We start from the raw sequence: 19,347 nt of genomic DNA on the forward strand, positions 1-19,347 counted from the left end.
AGTGATGTATCCCCTGGATTACTTGAACTGTTTTAGGAAACGAAGGTCGTTCTCGAAGAACGCACGAAGATCGTTTACGCCGTAACGAAGCATAGTCAGACGCTCAACGCCCATACCAAATGCGAAGCCAGAGTATTTCTCAGGGTCGATGCCAACGCTGCGAAGTACGTTAGGGTGAACCATGCCACAACCTAGAACTTCAAGCCATTTGCCGTTCTTACCTTTCACGTCTACTTCTGCTGAAGGCTCAGTGAATGGGAAGTAAGAAGGACGGAAACGAACTTCAACTTCTTCTTCAAAGAAGTTACATAGGAAGTCGTGCAGGATGCCTTTAAGCTGTGCGAAGTTTACGTTCTCGTCTACTAGCATGCCTTCCACTTGGTGGAACATTGGCGTGTGCGTTTGGTCGTAGTCGTTACGGTAAACACGGCCCGGTGCGATGAAACGGAATGGTGGTTTACCATTTTCCATCGTACGGATCTGAACGCCAGACGTGTGCGTACGTAGCATTAGATCTGGGTTAAAGAAGAACGTGTCGTGGTCAGTACGCGCTGGGTGATCTTCTGCGATGTTTAGTGCATCAAAGTTGTGGAATGCATCTTCAATCTCAGGACCAGACTCAGTGTTAAAGCCTAGCTCACCAAAGAACTGTTCAATACGCTCAACAGTACGAGTCACAGGGTGTAGACCACCGTTCTCGATACGACGACCTGGTAGAGTCACGTCGATTGTTTCTGCTGCAAGCTTCGCTTCTAGCTCTGCACGTTGTAGTGCATCTTTACGAGCTGCGATCGCTTGTTGAACAACGCCTTTCGCTTTGTTGATCTCTTGACCAGCTTCACGGCGCTCTTCTGGTGGTAGTTTACCTAGGCTTTGAAGTTGAGCTGTTAGCTCACCTTTTTTGCCTAGATACTGAACACGCACTTCATCAAGTGCGACTAACGAATCTGCAGCTTCAATTGCTGCATTCGCGTTAGCAATGATCTCTTCTAGATGTTGCATCGTTTCCTCATCTACCTATGTTTGCACATAAGTGGTAGTGTCCATAAGGTTCCCGCAAGGGATTCTTGGGTATTTTCAAATAGCTGTACATAGTAGCGAAACCCGCCTACAAAGCCAAATTGAAATACGGTCACAAATGCCTAATGTGTAAAAAATCGCCTCTATTTCATCGAAACTTAATGAAACACAGCATTTTGATAATAAAACCCAGCGATTAACATCCGTATTCGTAAAATTAGATGGGAAAATTGAGCGCTTGTTGCAGGCCAGAGGATTGCAAATAATCCCCTAGCCTTTTGTTCTGGATAAGATCAAAAATAGTACTCTAAGGATACTTCAATAAAGTCGTCCTTACGGGCAAAATACAGTAAGTCATCTGGTGTTTCGTTTTCAAATAACCAACCATCCACTCTCCACTTCAGTTGATTAGTGATCCTGCTAGAAGCTTCCAGTTTAGCGCTATATACATCGCTGTTATCCAAATCTTGAGTGATGCCTGTTAACACTTCAGTTCCATCCTCATCATTCAATGCGAACCTGAGTCCAACAAACACATCATTCTGTCCTACAGATTGGGCATTGTTGCCTCGACTGTCGTATAGGTATTCAGCAATGAAACCGACATCCCAATACGATTCGAAAGGGCCAACCCAAGTGTATTCGAAACCTGTTACTACACCAGTATGGTTGTCGTAGCTATCTCGATAGATGGATTCAAGCTTCAATAGCCAGTCTCCCACAATGCCTTGTACATCCACGCCTACCTGCTGCATCTGAGCATAATATGGGTCTAAGCTGACTTGATTACCTTCGCTCTGGTTGAGAAAGTAATAAGGATCGCGGTTTGTCCCATTGAAATAGCTTACGCCCACATCCCAATCGCCAAACATTTGCGCATAGCGTAAAACAAAATCCACATGCTGCTCTTCGCGAGATGACTCATAAAGCACTCGGTCCGATACAGGAATTGTGGGCCTCAGCCTTCCATCAACACCAGCGAACGTTCGTTCACGAAAATACGGCAACACCATCGCATCAACTGTCCCCCAATCTTTGATAGCAGTGAAATGTACCATCGGTTGGCCCAGTTTATCTTCACCGTCTAACGCTTCTATTGCATCAGTCTGATTCACAACATCGACCAAATGCGCCGACTCTGTGACACCCCAAAACACTTTGCCAACGCCAACTCGCAATTCATAATCATCCCAGTAGGTTAAGTAGAGTGCTTCACGAATGTCACCATGGCTACGCTCATCGTCCATGCTGTCAAAACGATAGAACGGAGTGAGAGTGAAGCTACTCTCCCCTTGGCCAAACTCCCAATACAGTTCGGGTACTAGAACAACAGAGCTTTGCCCCTTGTCTTGGCCTTGTAACCCATCCGAAATGAACTGCCGATGCTCAAGGTTAACTTGCCCACCTAAAGCCACAGCGTGACACTGTAATGACAACAAAGTTGCCACTACAAGACCACTTGTGACTCCCATCTGAGCCAATATGTGCTTCCAGCCATCCATACCCGGTTACCTTACACGCTTTAGCGTGTTTTTCTGGAAGTCACCATCGTCTAACCCCGTTTGAAACGCTAACTCACTCGTCGTCAGTACAGTACTCTTGCCCGTCTGATGATTCTGCATAGCCATCGTATGAGCTCGCCAGTACTGGTCGAGATACTGTTTATAGTCACTGAATGTCAGTGTTTTTAATAGCGAACCTTTACGGTCATAAAACTCAACTTTGAGAGGACGATATTCTTGCTTCTCTAACCACACCAATTGCTTGGTATAACCCGAATTTTTGTCAGTTGGGATTTGCTCCATCACAAACACTTCTTGACCGTTGACTGTGTCATCCTTTAGGTAGTTAAAGGTATACTTCTCGAGTTCGAACGAACTTAAGTCTTCATAAGCAAATTCACTGCCCATGAAAGGGCCTGATTTGTTACGTGACGAGATACGCTTTACTCTTTTCAAAGCAGGCAAGTACAGCCACTGATCGTCCGATTTTACCGTGTGTGAGTGGTTAAGAAACGCGGTGCCTTTAACATCACGTGGCTCATCGAAAATCGTCAGGCCTTTGTCACCATCATCTTTCACTTCCAACGATTTCAATCGCATCAGCCTGGTACTGCTCTCCCCTTGAGCATTTTTAAGTAGCATCTGCATAGTAGCTACAGAATCACCCCAACCTTCGTCTCGAGCTTTTCGTTCTTTAGCTATTTCCAACCCTTTATCGGCGTCCGCAAATGCAGAGAAAGCACTCCCTGCCGTCAACGCCACCAACAAAAAGATTCCAGTGATTTTTTTCGAATATTGTATTGTCATCATTAGCTCCTTGAGCTCGTCCATGTATGAGCGAAATTAGGTATTAATAAGCGGCGTGCGAGTAAGGTCGTCAGCGTCTTGTTTTACTTCGCTTTCAACCTGATACTCTTTTTTGTCAAACATCATCAGTAGAGTTGGTAGGAATAAGAAATCGACTACCAGCGCAATAAAGATCACCATCGCACTCAGTGAGCCCATGTCGGCATTAAGTCTGAATGTCGACATTGCAAGCACCGAGAAACCTGCTACTAACACCACAGTGGTGATCCAAAGTGCTCGTCCAACGGTATGAAATGCATAACGCACAGCTTCTTCCGCTGACTGGCCTTGCTTGCGCGCTCTTTGGTACTTGGATAGAAAGTGCACGGCGTCATCGACGACAATTCCCAACGTTAGTGTCACAACAACAGATAGGCCTAGATTGATTTCACCAGACACTAGCGCCCAAAGGCCAAAACCAATCACTGCTGGTGCAATGTTTGGCACCACACTTATCAAGCCAAGTCGAAGTGAGCGCAGTGCAAAAATCATCAATGCTGAAACGAGGATGAGTGTGATTGGCAGCGTTGATAACATACTCGCCATGTTCGTTTCCCCGATATGGGCAAACATTAGCGACGGACTCGATGCAACGACGTCATACTGAGGCGCGTGCGTGGCAAACCATTGATAGATGCGATTCTCTAGCTCGACAAGTTCCACACTGCCCAAGTTATCTATGGTTAACACCATTTTGATTGACGATTTATCAACATTAATTTGGTTGTTTAGATCCAAGCCGTACGGTAGAGACATTTCATACAGCAGCAGATATTGTGCTGCGAGCTCTCTATCCAGTGGCAGTTTGTAGTAGCTTTCATCGTCGGCGTGCATGTTTTTGTTTAAACGCTTATAAACATCAGAAAGCGTTGCAACATGATCAGTTTCAGGCTGCGCCCTTAGCCACTCTGTAAAATCTCCGATGGCTTGCATAAACACTGGATCAGCAATGCCTTGTGACTCATTGGTCTTTACTGCAATACTGATGTTGGTCATGCCGCTGATGCGGGCTTCCATAAAGTCGGCCGCTTGGCGAAAATCACTCCGTGAATCGAAGTATTTCACTGATTCATCATTAACTTTATTGAGTGGGATAAGCGCAGCCGATAATGCGATCACCGCGACAGAAAGAGGTAGTAATGGCTTACGATGCCTAACAACGAAATCACCAAGTCCATCCATAAATCGGTTAGAGGTAGTTTGTTGACTCTCCTTCACTTTCACAGGCAACCATTTAAGCAGCGCAGGTAACAGTGAAACCGAGAGGAAACAAGCAATCATGACACCCAACGCTGCTAGATTACCGAAATCTCGCAGCACCGGAGAATCTGACATGTTCATCATTATAAAACCGATTGCCGTGGTCACAGAAGTGATCAGGATAGGCATGAAGTTCACGGAGATGCTGTGGTCGATAGCGTATTGCTTTGAATAACCGTTTTGCATGTTATGACGCATTGTGGCAATCACATGCACACAGTCCGCAACCGCTAAAGTCATCACCAAAGTGGGAATATTTACCGTAGCCGTACTTAGAAACATTCCCGCCCAGCCGGAAAGCCCCATCGTTGCAGCCACAGAACCAATGATCACAATAAGAGTCGCAATCACACTTAAAATAGAGCGCAGCATCACGGTCAAGAAGACTAAAACGACCAACAACATCGCAGGAACCAGTGTTGAGGAGTCTGACTGTGCGGCTTCCATGAATGCATTGTTCATCGCAATGATGCCCGCTTTGTGGAATTCTACCTCTGGATACAAGCTCTGATACTTTTCAACTAATGCATTGACGCTTGCAATCACCTCCTGAACTTCAGCGGTTTTATCCACTTCCGGCAACTGAACAGTAATGTTCACAACCGTTACATCGCCTTTATCTGAAATCAGAGAACGAAGTAACACAGGCTCGGAAAGCGAAATCTGCTTAACTTTGGCAATTCTTTCGTCTGTCAGCACATATTCATCAAGCAATAGGTCTTCGACCAGTAAGTCATCTTCAGTGGCTTCGGTGTGCTGATAGTTCGCCAGCGAATCCACTCGGCTCGAGTAAGGGACTTGCCATGCATCGCTTGTCATTTGCTGCACCAAGGTTAACGTTTCGATATCGAACACATTCTGACTTTTTGGTGCAACCACAATCGCTAGGTTGTCTGTTTTGGCGAACGTAGTTTGAATTTCATCGAAGGCTTGAAGCTGCTTGTTCGTTCCCTCAAAAAAGATGTTGTAGTCACCGCGAAAATAGAGGTTCTTGGCCCCCATTGTTGCTGCGATAAGTAGTGATAACGTGGCAAGGACAACCCAAAACGTAAAACGTGTGGGCATCGTTAACCAAGGGTTGAGGTTATTTGGTGGTGGACTAAGTGGTTTCATCACATTCTCCATTTGTGACGTTTCGTCAACTATTGCTCTAAAAAAACCAGTAACTCACTGGCGATTAAGCAACACTTTGATATCAAAAAAGACCTACTAAAGAACTAGGTTTATTTTGACGATTCGTCATAAATGGTGATTTAAAAAGCCCAATTAATTGGGCTTGCCTGCGATTGACTTCACTTACTGATCGCAGCTAGCAACTGATCCGGCAATACAAAACTATCGGCCAACCTGAGCCAAGTATTCCAGTTCTTGTTGGAACAATTCCTGTTCTACTCGTTGCCACGTTTTGCGGTAATCCCACTCTGTAGAAAGTGGTTGCCACGCGAGTCCATCTAGCAACATATTCGCATTGTGCAGTACAGTGTAAGGGTCTTGTAAGCGTTGAATACAGTGGCTATTGGACGCATTTTGAGTGAGCGCGTTAGAACCAAAAGCAATAGACCAGTTAGCAAATACAATTGCATCGGAGCCAATACCAGGTGAAAACTTCAAGTCCCCCTGTTCCACTGCATGATTCACGAGTTGATCCGCATGGCCGATAACCATTTCTTCTAACTCATTTAGCTCTTTCACTCGCTCTGGTGATGCTTTTTCTAATACCCATGGGCTTTTTGCCATGATGGCACAAGTCGATAACACCGGCTCCATACGAGCATATATCCGATAACCAACGTGCATTGCAATAACTCGTTCACGTGAGTGACCTTCAAATTCCGCCGCACGAGCGAATAAGATCGCCTCACTTTTCAGAGAATGAATACACAAAGCGATAATCACATCTTCTTTGCTCGAAAAATGATTGTATATCGTACCTTTAGAATAGGCACTGGCAGACGTTAACTTGTCCATTGTCAAGTTACTCCACCCCTGCTCTTGCACCAGAGATTTCGCTAACATCGTTAGTTCAACTTCTCTGTCTGCAATGGCTTGCTGCTTTTTGGTCATGCCAAATGAGCAACCTTGCCCTTCTTTCTTATCATTTTTCTTACAACCAAAACCAAACATGATTACCCAGTCCGTATCAAGCTTTACTCCCTTAATCTCAATATTGTAACACGAATACGAATAACGTGATAAATACCATTTATGACGCTTCGTCATTTTTGACACATCGTCATAATAGAGCAATCATTGAGCATATCAAGCATTTTTACAAAAATAATCAACTAGAGTTATGCATTTAATATTACAAAGCCAAACCACAAGATTACTGATACTCTTTCCTCACCATAGTCAGTTGAGATTAACTTAATGAATACTGAGAAATTTTCATCCATTTATGCTCGAGCGGTAGAACGTAAAGGTGGTGTTCAGCACCTTGAAGCGCTGGTGAGAAAGCCACTCTCGTCTAAAGAAGTTGCAGCGATACCCGATGACCGCTGGCTAGCAGCGTTCACCGAGAAGGTATTCCAGTGTGGGATCTCTTGGGAAGTCGTTCGTAAAAAGTGGCCGAATTTTGAAGAGGTGTTCTTTCAGTTCAGAGTTGAGCCTTTGCTAATGCTCTCGGATGAGATGTGGGAAGATAAAGCAAGGGATCCACGCATCATACGCCACCTCACTAAAGTGATGTCGATTCCTGGTAATGCCATGATGATACACTCAGCCAAGCACGAATTCGGTTCTTTTGGTGAAATGGTTGCTCAGTGGCCGAGTAACGACATCACGGGTTTATGGGAGTTTCTAAAGAAAAACGGTAAACGCCTTGGCGGTAACACGGGAGCATACTCGTTAAGGCAATTGGGCGTGGATACATTTATTCTTTCCTCGGATGTTGAAAACCACCTACGCAATTGCGGCGTAATTGATAGTGGTCGAAACACTAAACGCGCTATGCAGGCGTCTAACCGTGCCTTTATTGATTGGCAGCAAGAGAGCGGTCGCTCGTTGTCGGAAATCAGCCAAATCGTTGCTTATAGTTGCGGCGATAATCGGGTTCAGTGATAGGTTCGCTTAGTTCTCCAACACAGTAAAATGAAAGCGGCGAATAGGTATACCCTATTCGCCGCTTTCTTACGTTCAATCTTGAAATTACTTATTGGCGTGTTTATCGTAGACACCCGCTAGGTAGCTGTCCTTCTCTTTCCATACGCCATTTAGCCAGTTGTGGAATCGACGCTTAAACGCTTTGTCTTTAAAATAGTCGCCACTGACATTCTCATCCATTGGATGCAGCTTCACTCTTACAACAACACAAGTCAGCTTGCCTTTGAGCATATCGATGAATGGGGATTCTTGGTTCTCTGGATAAGCCAACGTAACGTCTACAATCCCATCTAATAGCTCTCCCATTGCATCAAGAGCGAATGCAACACCACCTGTTTTTGGCTTAAGCAAATTATCGTAAGGTGTTTTGGCGGTTTGCAGCTTTTCCTGACTTGCACGTGTACCTTCAACAAAGTTAACCAAGGTAGTTGGTGCTAAGCGGAACTTGTCGCAAGACTTATTGATCGCATCAAAATCATCATTTCTACGTTCAGGGTGACGCAGTAGATACTCACGAGAGTGGCGCTTCATGAAAGGCATGTCCAACCCCCAGCAAGCAAGGCCAACAAATGGAACGTACAACAACGAGTGCTTTAGAAAAAACTTAGTCGCTGGGATCTTGTCTTTTAGTACCGAAGATAGAATCACAATGTCCGCCCAACTGATGTGATTCGACATCATCAAATACCATTGAGATTTAGACAGACCTTCCCCACCTTCAATCTCCCATTTGATGTTGTTGTTCGCATTCAGCATCCAAAGGTTCAACGTCGCCCAAAACCAAAATTGGCAGTTAGCTAAACGCGTGAACAACGCACGAGTGGCACGAAATGGCAGAATCAGTTTTAGCAGTGCTAAAACACTGACAACAAAAGCTGTCCAAGCGGTGTTTAGCGTTACGAACAACACATAGGCCGCTAAACGTAGGTTATCTAACATGGGCGTATTTTCTAAAGCAAAAGCGCGCAGTATACAGACTTGTCGGATAAATCTGAAAATTAATTGCAAAGATTACGAAAATATTAATAAACGTATCAATATATTGCGCACTATCCCTCGGTAGCATCATCAAGCGCCTCCATCGCTTGGCATTTATTGATTGATGTTTAACGGTAAACCCATCAGAATGGCCCACTTTTTCTTGGTTAGCGCTACTAAGTGCTATACCTAGAGAATCCCAAACTATTAACCAATCGAGAATCATATATATGGGTTTTACCTCATTAGGTCTTTCTGCGCCAATCCTTAAAGCTATCCAAGAGCAAGGATACGACACCCCTTCACCTATCCAACAACAAGCGATCCCTGCGGTCCTTGAAGGAAAAGACGTCATGGCGGCGGCTCAGACTGGCACAGGCAAAACTGCAGGTTTCACATTGCCAATCCTTGAACGCTTAAGCCAAGGGCAAAAAGCGAAAGGCAACCATATTCGTGCACTAGTGTTAACTCCAACTCGTGAACTGGCCGCACAGGTTAATGAAAATGTGGTGAACTACAGTCGCCATTTACGCGTTAGTTCTAATGTTGTGTTTGGCGGAGTAAAAATTAACCCTCAAATGCTAAAACTACGCAAAGGTAGTGATGTATTGGTTGCTACCCCCGGGCGCCTGCTCGACTTATACAACCAAAACGCGGTTAAATTTTCTCAACTTGAAGTTCTAGTGCTGGATGAGGCCGACCGCATGCTGGATATGGGCTTCATTCGTGATATCCGTAAGATTTTGGATTTGCTTCCAAAACAACGTCAAAACCTTCTGTTCTCAGCCACCTTCTCAAATGAGATTCGCGACTTGGCAAAAGGGCTGGTGAACGACCCAGTTGAAGTGTCAGTTAACCCTGCTAACTCAACAGCGAAAACGGTAGAACAGTGTATCTACCCAGCCGATAAACGTAAGAAAGCACCTATGCTGGTGAAATTGATTCAAGACGGTGACTGGAAACAAGTGTTGGTATTTAGTCGAACTAAACACGGTGCCAACCGACTTTCTTACTACTTAAACGACCAAGGCATTACTGCGGCCCCAATCCATGGCAACAAAAGCCAAGGCGCGCGAACAAAAGCATTGGCTGATTTTAAATCTGGTGATGTTCGTGTGCTTGTTGCAACAGACATTGCTGCACGTGGCATCGATATTCCGCAACTACCTCAAGTCGTGAACTTCGACTTACCGCATGTTTCAGAAGATTACGTACACCGCATTGGCCGTACTGGACGAGCTGGTGAAGTGGGACGCGCGATTTCACTGGTTTGTGCCGATGAAGCCAGCGAACTATTTGGCATCGAGCGACTAATTAAGCAATTGCTACCTCGCCATGAACTAGAAGGCTTCAAGCCGACTAATACCTTGCCAGAGTCTAAGCTCGATACTCGGCCAATCAAGCCCAAGAAACCGAAAAAGCCTAAGAAGCCAAAGGTTGATCATGCGGATGGTCAGCGTTCGGGTGACAACGCTCGAGGTCACAAGCCAGCAGGTAAAAACAAGCGTCACTTTGGTAACAAACCAAACACCAAAGTTACGAATGAAGGCCAAAGAAAATCGAGTAATGGTGGCAAGCCAAACGGTAATAATGCGCAAGGAAAGAAACCTTCAGGCGCTAAACCGAATCGGAATAAGCCACGCAGACCAAACGCTTCTGCGAACAAATAATCAAAAATCAACACGTAATAAAAAGCCGCGACGTTCGCGGCTTTTTAATGCTAGCAACTTTTATTAGCCCAAAGCAAACTCAGGAAACTTAAAGAGTACAAACTCAATGGTTTAGTGAAGAGACCAAGCCGATCGCTGATCAATGCCTAATGTGCCCCAGCTACATTCGCTATAAGTTGCTCGCATTCGTCTTGCTTCATATACCTTGGTACGGGATAGTTCCATTGCGCTTCCAATAATGCTTGTTTGGCAATGTCGGTAATGTGCTCGTTAAGAATATTGTCGAAAGACGCCGGTAGGCTCAGTTTTCGCTGTAGGTCACGAACATAGTCAATAAATGCTTGGGCTTTCATGTCTTGGCTAAGTTTCCCATCACAAGCACTCACTGCATCCGCGAGTTCCGCTAAACGTTCACGCGCTTCCTCTTTAGAAAATTCTAATACGTAAGGAAGAACAACGGCATTTGCCAATCCATGTGGCGTGCCATATTTTGCCCCCAGTGTATGAGCGATGGCATGAACATAACCTAAACTGGCCTTAGTAAAAGCAAGGCCAGCATAGTAGGAAGCCAGTGCCATGTTCTGCCGTGCCGTTGTGTTCTGGCCAAACAACACCGCCTTTTCCAAGTTTTCGTTGATCAGTTTAATCGCCGCTAGAGCGTATCGATCGGTTTCGGCCGTCGCATTACCTGAAATATACGATTCTATCGCATGAGTTAATGCGTCCATTCCTGTTTGGGCGGTAATGGCCGGAGGCAGAGCCAGCATCAATGAAGGGTCGAGAGCCGCTGCAATCGGTACGAGTTTAGGATCGACTAACGGGGTTTTAGTGTGTGTCACTGGGTCGGATACCACCGCAGCAACCGTCACCTCGGAGCCGGTTCCCGCTGTTGTAGGCAATACAAACAACGGCGCTGGTGCTTTCCATACTTTCAGTAAACCCGTCAGCCGTTTAATCGATTTGTTGTTGGTAACGCGTGCGGCTATCACCTTGGCGCAGTCTATTGAAGAGCCTCCACCAATAGCCACTATCCCATTGCATCGGTTTTGCTGATATAAAGACAGCCCCGCTTCTACTTGATGATAAGTTGGATCTGGTATTACATCACTGTATACCACACACTGCACTCCCACCCTTTCAAATTCAAAGGTGAGCCGCTTAGCGAAGCCGAGTTGTTCGATACCTTTATCAGTCACGACTAAGACTTTATCGACACCCATGATGGCTACACTGTGACACAGCTGTTTCAGTGAATCTTTCCCAATAAACAGAGTGGGTTTCGAAATAGGCAACACCTTGGCCGCAATTTTTAGCCCCTTCATGTAGATCTTATGCAGCAGGTAGTAAAGCCTCTGTTCCATCTTCAGCCTCAGATTTCCATAGTTGATAAGGTTAGACTAGGCAATACAACAGCTTATCTCTAGTTCACACCTCAAAGTTTTAAAACTTCGCTATACTTTTCTTATGGAGTTCAAATAAGGACAAGCATGCTATGGAACCTCTTGATAAGAATTACTTTGTCGCACCAAGCCATTGCCCTCAACAGGAAATTCGCAGCCTGTTTTCTGATCTCACCAATAAAGTACTCCATCACATCGACTATGGCAGCGATTTAACAGGCGCTAGAAAAATCGTTGAGCAGATCCTGCAATATGAGCGCTACCAAAACCTCGATGAGCCTATTCAACAACGTCTCGAAAACGACCTTCTCAGTACATGCCATTACTGGGAAGAGCTATATCGTTACGACCTCTGTTGGCCGATCATTCGTACGCTCTGACACCCGCTTCACCTCGACTTTGGTTGCTTAAATGTACGCTACAAGCATTGCTCGTTCAGCAATCTTTGTAGCATGCAGAGCCAACCTGGTTCATTTCAACGCCAGATTCCTATCCCGCTCGCTAAACGGTTTCCACATTCGTTTAACCTTACTATGAGTGTTATTTTATTCTGTTTATTTGGCCAATACGCAGCTAAATGCACTACATATAAACTCTGAATATCTAGATAGATATTCAGAATTAGACCGTTCATCCTCCCCAAAAACACCCATTAATTGAATCAATAGATCAAATCAATTCATTTTTATCGCAAATTTACAAAACTTACGCCAGCTCAAAATTTCAGCGAAACATTTTGCGCCCAGCGTTTTATTCCGAATAATGCAAAACGTTACAAAAATGTAACCAAACGCAATATATTAAACATAAAAGATATAAGTAAATGGTTTTATATAACCAATTTCAGACAGGATGAAATATGAATAATCGATTATTACTCGCCTTATTGGGCAGTAGCTTGGCAACCAATGCTGCCGCTGAAGGCTTGGATGAGAAAATTAACGAAGTCGTCGCACCTATCGTCAACCCATTTGTAGGAATGATCTTCTCGACCATTCCTTTCCCTTTTACTGACGTACAGGTGCCTTGGATCGTTTTATGGCTGGTTGTCGCTGCACTGTTTTTTACCGTGTACCTAGGCTTTATCAACGTACGTGGTTTCAAGCATGCGTTGGAGTTAGTCTCTGGTAAGTACAGCAACCCTAAAGCCAAAGAAGATGGTGAGGTGTCACACTTCCAAGCGTTGACCACAGCACTGTCAGGCACTGTAGGTTTAGGTAACATCGCAGGTGTAGCTGTTGCTGTCTCTATTGGTGGTGCAGGTGCTACCTTCTGGATGATCCTTGCCGGTTTACTGGGTATGTCTAGTAAATTTGTTGAGTGTGCATTGGGTGTTAAATACCGTAATACCAACCCTGACGGTACGGTATCGGGCGGCCCTATGTACTACCTAAGTAAAGGTCTTGCGAAACGTGGTAATGCTGCGTTTGGTCGTACGCTTGCAGTCCTCTTCTCCGTGTTTGCTATTGGTGGTGCGCTGGGTGGCGGTAACATGTTCCAAGCGAACCAGGCGTTCAAACAAGTGGTTGGTGTCACCGGTGGTGACGCATCTTTCCTTGCGGATAAAGGCTGGTTATTTGGTATCGTGTTAGCGGTCATCGTTGGTATCGTAATCATCGGCGGCATCAAATCTATTGCGAAAGTCACCGAAAAAGTCGTTCCGTTTATGGCTGCGATCTATGTGGGTGCTGCACTCATCATTATCGCGATTAACTACGACCGTATTGATGATGCATTTGGCGCAATCTTCCACGGAGCCTTTACTGGTGAAGGTATAGCGGGCGGTGTAATTGGTGTGCTTATCCAAGGCTTCAAACGTGCGGCATTCTCGAACGAAGCTGGTGTAGGTTCTGCTGCGATTGCGCACGCTGCTGTAAAAACCAAAGAGCCACTTTCGGAAGGCTTCGTGTCGCTGCTTGAACCGTTCATCGATACCGTTGTAATTTGTACGATGACAGCCTTGGTGATCATCATTACTGGTTACCTAGATACCGATACTGGCCTTGCAGGTGTTGAACTTACTTCTGCTGCATTTGGTAGTGCGATCAGCTGGTTCCCATACATTCTTGCAATCGCAGTTGTTCTATTTGCCTTCTCTACCATGATTTCTTGGTCGTACTATGGCTTGAAAGCATGGACTTACCTGTTCGGCGAAAGCAAAACAGCAGAACTTATCTTCAAAGTGAAATTCTGTGTGTTTGTGGTAATTGGCTCAGCAATGAACCTAGGCCCTGTTATCGACTTCTCTGATGCGATGATCTTCTCGATGGCATTGGTGAACATCATTGGCCTATACATCCTAGTACCAGAGATCAAACGTGACCTTGCAGATTACTTAGCCCGTCACAAGGCAGGGAAAGTTTACAACGTGACCCCTGTTAGCGACCAAGCTTAACAAAAGTTACTTATACCTATAGATAGGTTCAGTTATCTGAAATAAAACAGCAGGCCAATTGGCCTGCTGTTTTTTTATCCTAGTTTTTTGGGCCGCTGGAGCTGTTGCCGATAACGGCTCGGAGTTAGCTTTTTATGCACTTTAAAGTGGCGGTGAAACAAACTTACGTTGTTGTAGCCTGATTCATTGGCAATCACATCAATGGGTTTGGAGGTACTTTGCAGCAAGTAGCATGCATACCCTATCCGTAAATGTTGAATGAACTGCGAAAAACTCATCTGCATCGCTTTCTGAAAATGGCGTTTCAAACTGGCGCAACTAAACCCCGCAGCGATGGCGACTTGCTCTAATGACACTGGCTGCTGATAGTGTCGGCGAATATATTCGATCGCACAAACTAACCTAGAATCATTTACCATTGCCCCAATCTCGGCGACGTTACCTATCGACTCCGCGTGGGTATCCTGCGTTAGGTAATGTAGAAGCCGAACAAATAATGCAAAACGCAGCAAAGGTTCTTTTTCTTCACACAGAGCTTCAATAATAGGCTTAGCTCGCTCAATACACCCTAGACTGTATGACATGCCAGACTGACAATGATTAAAGTAGTCGATAAGTGAGCCAAGCTCACCCAGTTGTGAGCGCCCTAGCCTATCAAACCAGTCACTGGGCACCATAATTATGTAGCTAGAAACCTCTGTATTCGGCAATGCCTTTGCATTCCATGTATGTAAAGTTCCAGGCCGAGTGAGCAGTAAATCGGCCCTTGATATTGGATGAATTTGCGTGCCAACGTATCTTTCCCCACTCGCATTCAGAGTCAGAGTCAGCTCCCAGTCTTGATGGTAATGCCAGTTAAACGTCAGAGAAGCACGCGTTTTTTTATACGCGGTTAAACTCAGCCCATAGGGATATGTTTGTATTTCTTGTAACGCCAATGAAAGCTCACTAAAAATATAATATTGAGCTAATAATACACAGATTCGCACTAATGCGAAAACTACATCGCTGGTGAGTTGCTATTGTCTATGTGTCACCCACAAACGAGATCGAACATGACTAAAATTCTCTTTTTGTGTTCTGGAAATTACTACCGTAGTCGTTTCTGTGAACTGTACTTTAATCACCAAGCCGCTCATCATGCACTGCCGCACAGAGCAAGCTCAGCAGCACTGTTAAGGATTTTAGACAACACAGGAAATGAAGGCGCCATAGCCAAAGAAGTGCTCAACAAATTGAAAAGCTTAGACGCCCAGTTAATAGATGCCCATCGAATGCCGCGCATCGCCCATAACGAAGATCTAACAAACGCTGATTTAGTTTATGCCGCAAGTGAATCAGAACACCGCCCCATGGTGGCACAACACTTTCCACAAATGGTGAACAAAGTGCAATTCTTCCAAGTCGAGGATGTACCAATCATGACACCAAACGAAGCATTTGCATTATTAACTGCAGAAGTCGACCAGTTAATTCACTCACTTCGTTCGGTGTAGTGAACGGTTAGAGTTGAGAGCGTTACGCTCTCAACTTAGTGAATGTTCTAAGTGTGCCAGTATTCGATTTCTCATTTTGGCTTTACTCTCTTCATCAACAAAACTCGCCTCAACGGCATTCAGTGAAAACTGAGCGAGACTTGCTGAGCCTAGCGAATGGCTTTGTGCTACGGCGATAAAATTATCGTTCATATATCCACCAAAATAGGCTGGATCATCAGAGTTGATGGTTACGCATAACCCCTTCTCCAGTAACTCGCATATATTGTGTTGCTCCATGGTATCGAACACTTTCAACTTGAGATTAGAAAGTGGGCAAACCGTTAGCGGCATTTGCAACTCCGCCAACTTTTCCACCAGCAAGGGATCGTCAACACAGCGCACACCATGGTCAACTCGAGCAACATGTAGCAACGTCATTGCGTTGCGTATGTTTTCCGACGAACCTTCTTCCCCTGCATGTGCCACGGTTAGAAACCCTTCCTGACGTGCTTTTTCAAACACTCGCTGAAACTTCTCGGGCGGGTGCCCTTGCTCCGAAGAATCTAAGCCAACAGCGATGATCTTATCTTTGTACGGCAGTGCTTGCTCTAACGTCTCGAATGCTGCCTGTTCATCTAGGTGCCTTAAGAAACACATAATCAGCTGACTGGTTATACCGAGCTGAGATTCAGCATCACTCAGTGCCTTTGTTATCCCATTGACCACAGTTGAAAACGCAATACCTCTATCAGTATGAGTTTGAGGGTCAAAAAATATTTCAGTATGAATGACATTATCTTGCTGACAACGCAATAAATACGCCCACGTCAGATCATAAAAATCTTGTTCGTGGATCAGAACCTGAGCGCCTTGATAATAGATATCAAGAAATGATTGTAGGTTGCTAAATTGATACGCCGCGCGCACTTCTTCAGGGGATTGGAATGGCAAAGGTATTTGATTGCGTTTCGCCAGTTCAAACATCATCTCTGGTTCTAACGAACCTTCTATGTGTAAATGAAGCTCAACTTTTGGTAACTGACGAATGAAGTTTAACTGTTCCATGTACTTCTCCTCTCTCCATTCAAGCATTGCATAATGCAAATAACTTCAATGATTTATTGTTATTTATTGAAGATAGTATACGGCTGTAAGATTGGCGATAGCTGAGCCCCAAATAACCTCAAGATCTATATTTCATCGCGAGATGTTTTGCAGCTAAGCTGCTCTTGGCGACACACAGCGGCAACAAAGCCTCGATGATCTCACTCAATCATCGAGACTTCAGGATTACTTCTGGCTAGCCAACCCTTGAACAGGTTTAGACGTAACTTTCGGGGCCCATACAATCAGCAGTATTCCTATTAAGAACATCCCACACGCTGCCATTTGAGCGGTCGATAACAGTTCGTTGTAAAACACATAGCCACTCAGTAAGCCAAATACTGGCACGAGTAAGGTTAACGGAGCCGCGGTGCTGAGTGGATACTTAATCAACATTTTATTCCACACCCAGTAGCCAAACAGTGTCGTCGGATACGCTTGAAACATTACGGCGTAAGTAGTGTTCCAATCCCATGCAGAATAAGCCTGAGTTACGACCTCGCTGCCGTGGAGTAGCATCGCTAACATCACGAGTGGCACAGGTGCGAACAACATCCCCCAGATGTTAAATGCAAATGCTTGTTTTACTTTGGATGCTTTAACAATCACACCAATCAACGTCCACGACATGGCGCTAATCAAAATCAGCATTAAGCCAAATGAAGTGACATTACCATTAGTGCTTAATATCGAGATCAGAAGCCCAATTAGAGCCAACGAGACACCGGCCTTCTTGCGTTTTGAAAGGACATCTTTGTAAACAACGATGCCAACCACGATGCTAAATAGCACATTAGTTTGCAGTAACACCGACGACATCCCGGAAGATACGCCTGCCGTGATTGACCATGAAGCCATGCCCCAAACCCCAACACCGAACACCACTCCGTAGCTAATGATGTAACGCCAAGCCACATCGGGTTTGCGTACGAAAAAGACTAGAGGTATCACCGCGAGCGAAAAACGTGCAGCAGTCATAATCAAAGGGTTTACCTCAGTTACACCCAGCTTGATCATTGTAAAGTTGAACCCCCAAATCAGCATCACCAATGCAGACAATAAGAAATCCTTCTGAGTCATATTTATCTCCCATTTCTCAAATTCTGACTAGAGTGTGACTTGTTTAGACAAATCAATACAGATACAATTTTTGAAATAAAAAACAGTACAGTTAATTTAATCATGGCCAGATACAAACAACTTGCCGATAAGTTCGTCGAAGACATTCAACAAGGTGTATTGGCGGAAGGCAGTCAAATGCCCTCTTTACGCAAGCTCGCTCAACAACACTCCATCAGCGTATCTACCGCCGTTAGCTGCTATCAAGAGCTTGAATCACAAGGCTGGATAGCATCACGCCCTCAAGCTGGTTTTTATGTCGCTTCCTCAAGAACTCAGCTCGCTTCACCGCAGTGGAGCCAGTTCGAAAGTAAAGTCTCTAACCCCGCAAACACGGTATACACCGGAACAAGCTACACTGGCCCACTTGGTGTCTCGAACTCCACCATCGACAGCCTCGCTTTATCTGAGCTTGAGAAAAGTACCCGTCGGGTGGTTAAACGGATGGGCGCTAGACTCAGCCACTACCCTAGCCACCAAGGGGAGCCAGCATTAAGACAAGCGCTTTCAGAGCACTTCACTCAGTTAGGCTTTGGATTTCAATCCGACGCTCTTGTAGTAACGCACGGCTGTATCTCAGCGGTTAAAGCGGCATTAGAAGCATGTACTCAACCCGGAGATGCAGTCGCGATTAGCTCTCCATGTTTTAACGGGTTGATAGAGTTACTGGCTCAAATGGGGCGCAAGATTGTCGAAATTCCTTCAGCTAAAGATGGGATCGACTTACAACAACTGGAAATGCACCTAGAACATGGCACCATTCAAGCAGGTTTGTTTTGTACTTCTCATATGAACCCGCAAGGGATAAGCATGACCGTTGAACAAAAGACCAAGCTTGCTTCTTTAGCCAACCAATACAAAACCCCAATCATTGAAGACGACGTGTATATCGAACTCTCACACAGCAACCATTTCCCTCTCCCCGCGAAGTATTACGATAAGGGAGGTTACATCATCTGGTGCGGTTCAGTCTCAAAGACGTTATCTGCCGGGTATCGGCTAGGTTGGTGCTTACCGGGGAGGTACATGCAAGCTTATCGTGATAAGTTCGCATCAGGCTGCTTTGGGGTGTCTACACCCATTCAATTAATTGTGGCCGACTTCATTGCGACAGGTCAGTACGCTAAGTATCTTCGCCGTAAGCGCTTCGATTTACTCAACTTTCGCCGAAGCTATATGGATTTTTTGCAACAGCATCTGCCCGCTAAAGCTCGCATCAGTAGTCCACAAGGTGGGCTGGTACTCTGGATTCAAATTCAAGGATTAAAAACCGACGCGTTCGCCCATGACATCGAGCAAAAACAAATTGATATTCGATTAGGTCAACTTTTTACCTCTTTACCTCTATATCGAGACTGCTTGAGAATCAACACCGGCCACGACCTCACAGACGAAATCAAATCCGAGTTACGAACCTTAACCCAATTAATCCATCAGCATTCTTAGCGTAACAAATAAAAACGCGCTGACTTT

Annotated in this window: 16 protein-coding genes; 6 read left to right on the top strand and 10 right to left on the bottom strand. The window is 45.1% G+C overall.

All coding sequences use genetic code 11. The features are described 5' to 3' along the window. Window positions 1-18: 18 nt before the first annotated feature. The 5 genes from pheS to ACXABW_RS08285 form a co-directional block, all read right to left on the bottom strand. Window positions 19-1,002 carry a phenylalanine--tRNA ligase subunit alpha gene (gene pheS, locus ACXABW_RS08265; RefSeq protein ID WP_004413586.1) on the bottom strand — a complete coding sequence of 328 codons (984 nt, stop codon included), beginning with the start codon at window positions 1,000-1,002 and terminating at the stop codon, window positions 19-21. A 311-nt stretch (window positions 1,003-1,313) separates the two neighbouring features. Beyond that, entirely contained in the window at window positions 1,314-2,522 is a 1,209-nt protein-coding gene (locus ACXABW_RS08270) for a hypothetical protein (protein ID WP_457522124.1), read from the bottom strand. Window positions 2,523-2,528: 6 nt separating this feature from the next. Further along, window positions 2,529-3,332 (bottom strand): outer membrane lipoprotein-sorting protein, encoded by an 804-nt coding sequence (locus ACXABW_RS08275; protein ID WP_252027287.1) that lies wholly within the window; start codon window positions 3,330-3,332, stop codon window positions 2,529-2,531. A gap of 33 nt (window positions 3,333-3,365) precedes the next feature. Further along, window positions 3,366-5,741 (bottom strand): efflux RND transporter permease subunit, encoded by a 2,376-nt coding sequence (locus ACXABW_RS08280; RefSeq protein ID WP_457522126.1) that lies wholly within the window; start codon window positions 5,739-5,741, stop codon window positions 3,366-3,368. A 222-nt stretch (window positions 5,742-5,963) separates the two neighbouring features. Further along, window positions 5,964-6,752: a TetR/AcrR family transcriptional regulator gene (locus tag ACXABW_RS08285; protein WP_252030807.1), complete on the bottom strand. Its 789-nt coding sequence runs from the start codon at window positions 6,750-6,752 to the stop codon at window positions 5,964-5,966. A gap of 246 nt (window positions 6,753-6,998) precedes the next feature. Here ACXABW_RS08285 and ACXABW_RS08290 point away from each other — a divergent pair, with 246 nt between their 5' ends. Next, window positions 6,999-7,688: a DNA-3-methyladenine glycosylase I gene (locus tag ACXABW_RS08290; RefSeq protein WP_457522127.1), complete on the top strand. Its 690-nt coding sequence runs from the start codon at window positions 6,999-7,001 to the stop codon at window positions 7,686-7,688. A gap of 87 nt (window positions 7,689-7,775) precedes the next feature. Here ACXABW_RS08290 and ACXABW_RS08295 read toward each other — a convergent pair whose 3' ends face one another. Beyond that, window positions 7,776-8,669 (bottom strand): acyltransferase, encoded by an 894-nt coding sequence (locus tag ACXABW_RS08295; protein WP_252027292.1) that lies wholly within the window; start codon window positions 8,667-8,669, stop codon window positions 7,776-7,778. A gap of 269 nt (window positions 8,670-8,938) precedes the next feature. On the opposite strand from ACXABW_RS08295, the gene ACXABW_RS08300 reads away from it, so the two are divergent. Continuing rightward, window positions 8,939-10,378, top strand: coding sequence for a DEAD/DEAH box helicase (locus tag ACXABW_RS08300; RefSeq protein ID WP_457522129.1), 1,440 nt, complete (start codon window positions 8,939-8,941; stop codon window positions 10,376-10,378). A gap of 146 nt (window positions 10,379-10,524) precedes the next feature. Here ACXABW_RS08300 and ACXABW_RS08305 read toward each other — a convergent pair whose 3' ends face one another. Then, the gene (locus ACXABW_RS08305) at window positions 10,525-11,739 is read right to left on the bottom strand and encodes an iron-containing alcohol dehydrogenase (RefSeq protein WP_457522131.1); all 1,215 of its coding nucleotides are present in this window, start codon (window positions 11,737-11,739) and stop codon (window positions 10,525-10,527) included. 131 nt (window positions 11,740-11,870) lie between these two features. On the opposite strand from ACXABW_RS08305, the gene ACXABW_RS08310 reads away from it, so the two are divergent. Further along, on the top strand, window positions 11,871-12,158 hold the full coding sequence (locus ACXABW_RS08310) for a hypothetical protein (RefSeq protein ID WP_252027297.1): 288 nt from the start codon (window positions 11,871-11,873) through the stop codon (window positions 12,156-12,158). A gap of 479 nt (window positions 12,159-12,637) precedes the next feature. After that, window positions 12,638-14,173: an alanine/glycine:cation symporter family protein gene (locus ACXABW_RS08315; protein ID WP_252027299.1), complete on the top strand. Its 1,536-nt coding sequence runs from the start codon at window positions 12,638-12,640 to the stop codon at window positions 14,171-14,173. 74 nt (window positions 14,174-14,247) lie between these two features. On the opposite strand, the gene ACXABW_RS08320 is transcribed toward ACXABW_RS08315, so the two are convergent. Continuing rightward, the gene (locus ACXABW_RS08320) at window positions 14,248-15,111 is read right to left on the bottom strand and encodes a helix-turn-helix domain-containing protein (protein WP_457522133.1); all 864 of its coding nucleotides are present in this window, start codon (window positions 15,109-15,111) and stop codon (window positions 14,248-14,250) included. Window positions 15,112-15,228: 117 nt separating this feature from the next. Here ACXABW_RS08320 and ACXABW_RS08325 point away from each other — a divergent pair, with 117 nt between their 5' ends. Next, a complete protein-coding gene (locus tag ACXABW_RS08325; protein WP_457522135.1) occupies window positions 15,229-15,669 on the top strand; it encodes an arsenate reductase/protein-tyrosine-phosphatase family protein in 441 nt (146 codons plus the stop codon). A 30-nt stretch (window positions 15,670-15,699) separates the two neighbouring features. Here the strand turns inward: ACXABW_RS08325 and ACXABW_RS08330 are convergent, their stop codons facing one another. Together ACXABW_RS08330 and ACXABW_RS08335 are read right to left on the bottom strand one after the other, a co-directional pair. Further along, a complete protein-coding gene (locus ACXABW_RS08330) occupies window positions 15,700-16,716 on the bottom strand; it encodes an adenosine deaminase (protein ID WP_457522136.1) in 1,017 nt (338 codons plus the stop codon). 225 nt (window positions 16,717-16,941) lie between these two features. Then, complete coding sequence (locus ACXABW_RS08335; RefSeq protein WP_457522138.1) at window positions 16,942-17,835, bottom strand: EamA family transporter; 894 nt, start codon at window positions 17,833-17,835, stop codon at window positions 16,942-16,944. Between the two features lie 102 nt (window positions 17,836-17,937). Here ACXABW_RS08335 and ACXABW_RS08340 point away from each other — a divergent pair, with 102 nt between their 5' ends. After that, the gene (locus tag ACXABW_RS08340) at window positions 17,938-19,320 is read left to right on the top strand and encodes an aminotransferase-like domain-containing protein (protein ID WP_457522139.1); all 1,383 of its coding nucleotides are present in this window, start codon (window positions 17,938-17,940) and stop codon (window positions 19,318-19,320) included. Window positions 19,321-19,347: the final 27 nt, after the last annotated feature.

It is taken from the genome of Vibrio paucivorans (genome assembly GCF_054053395.1).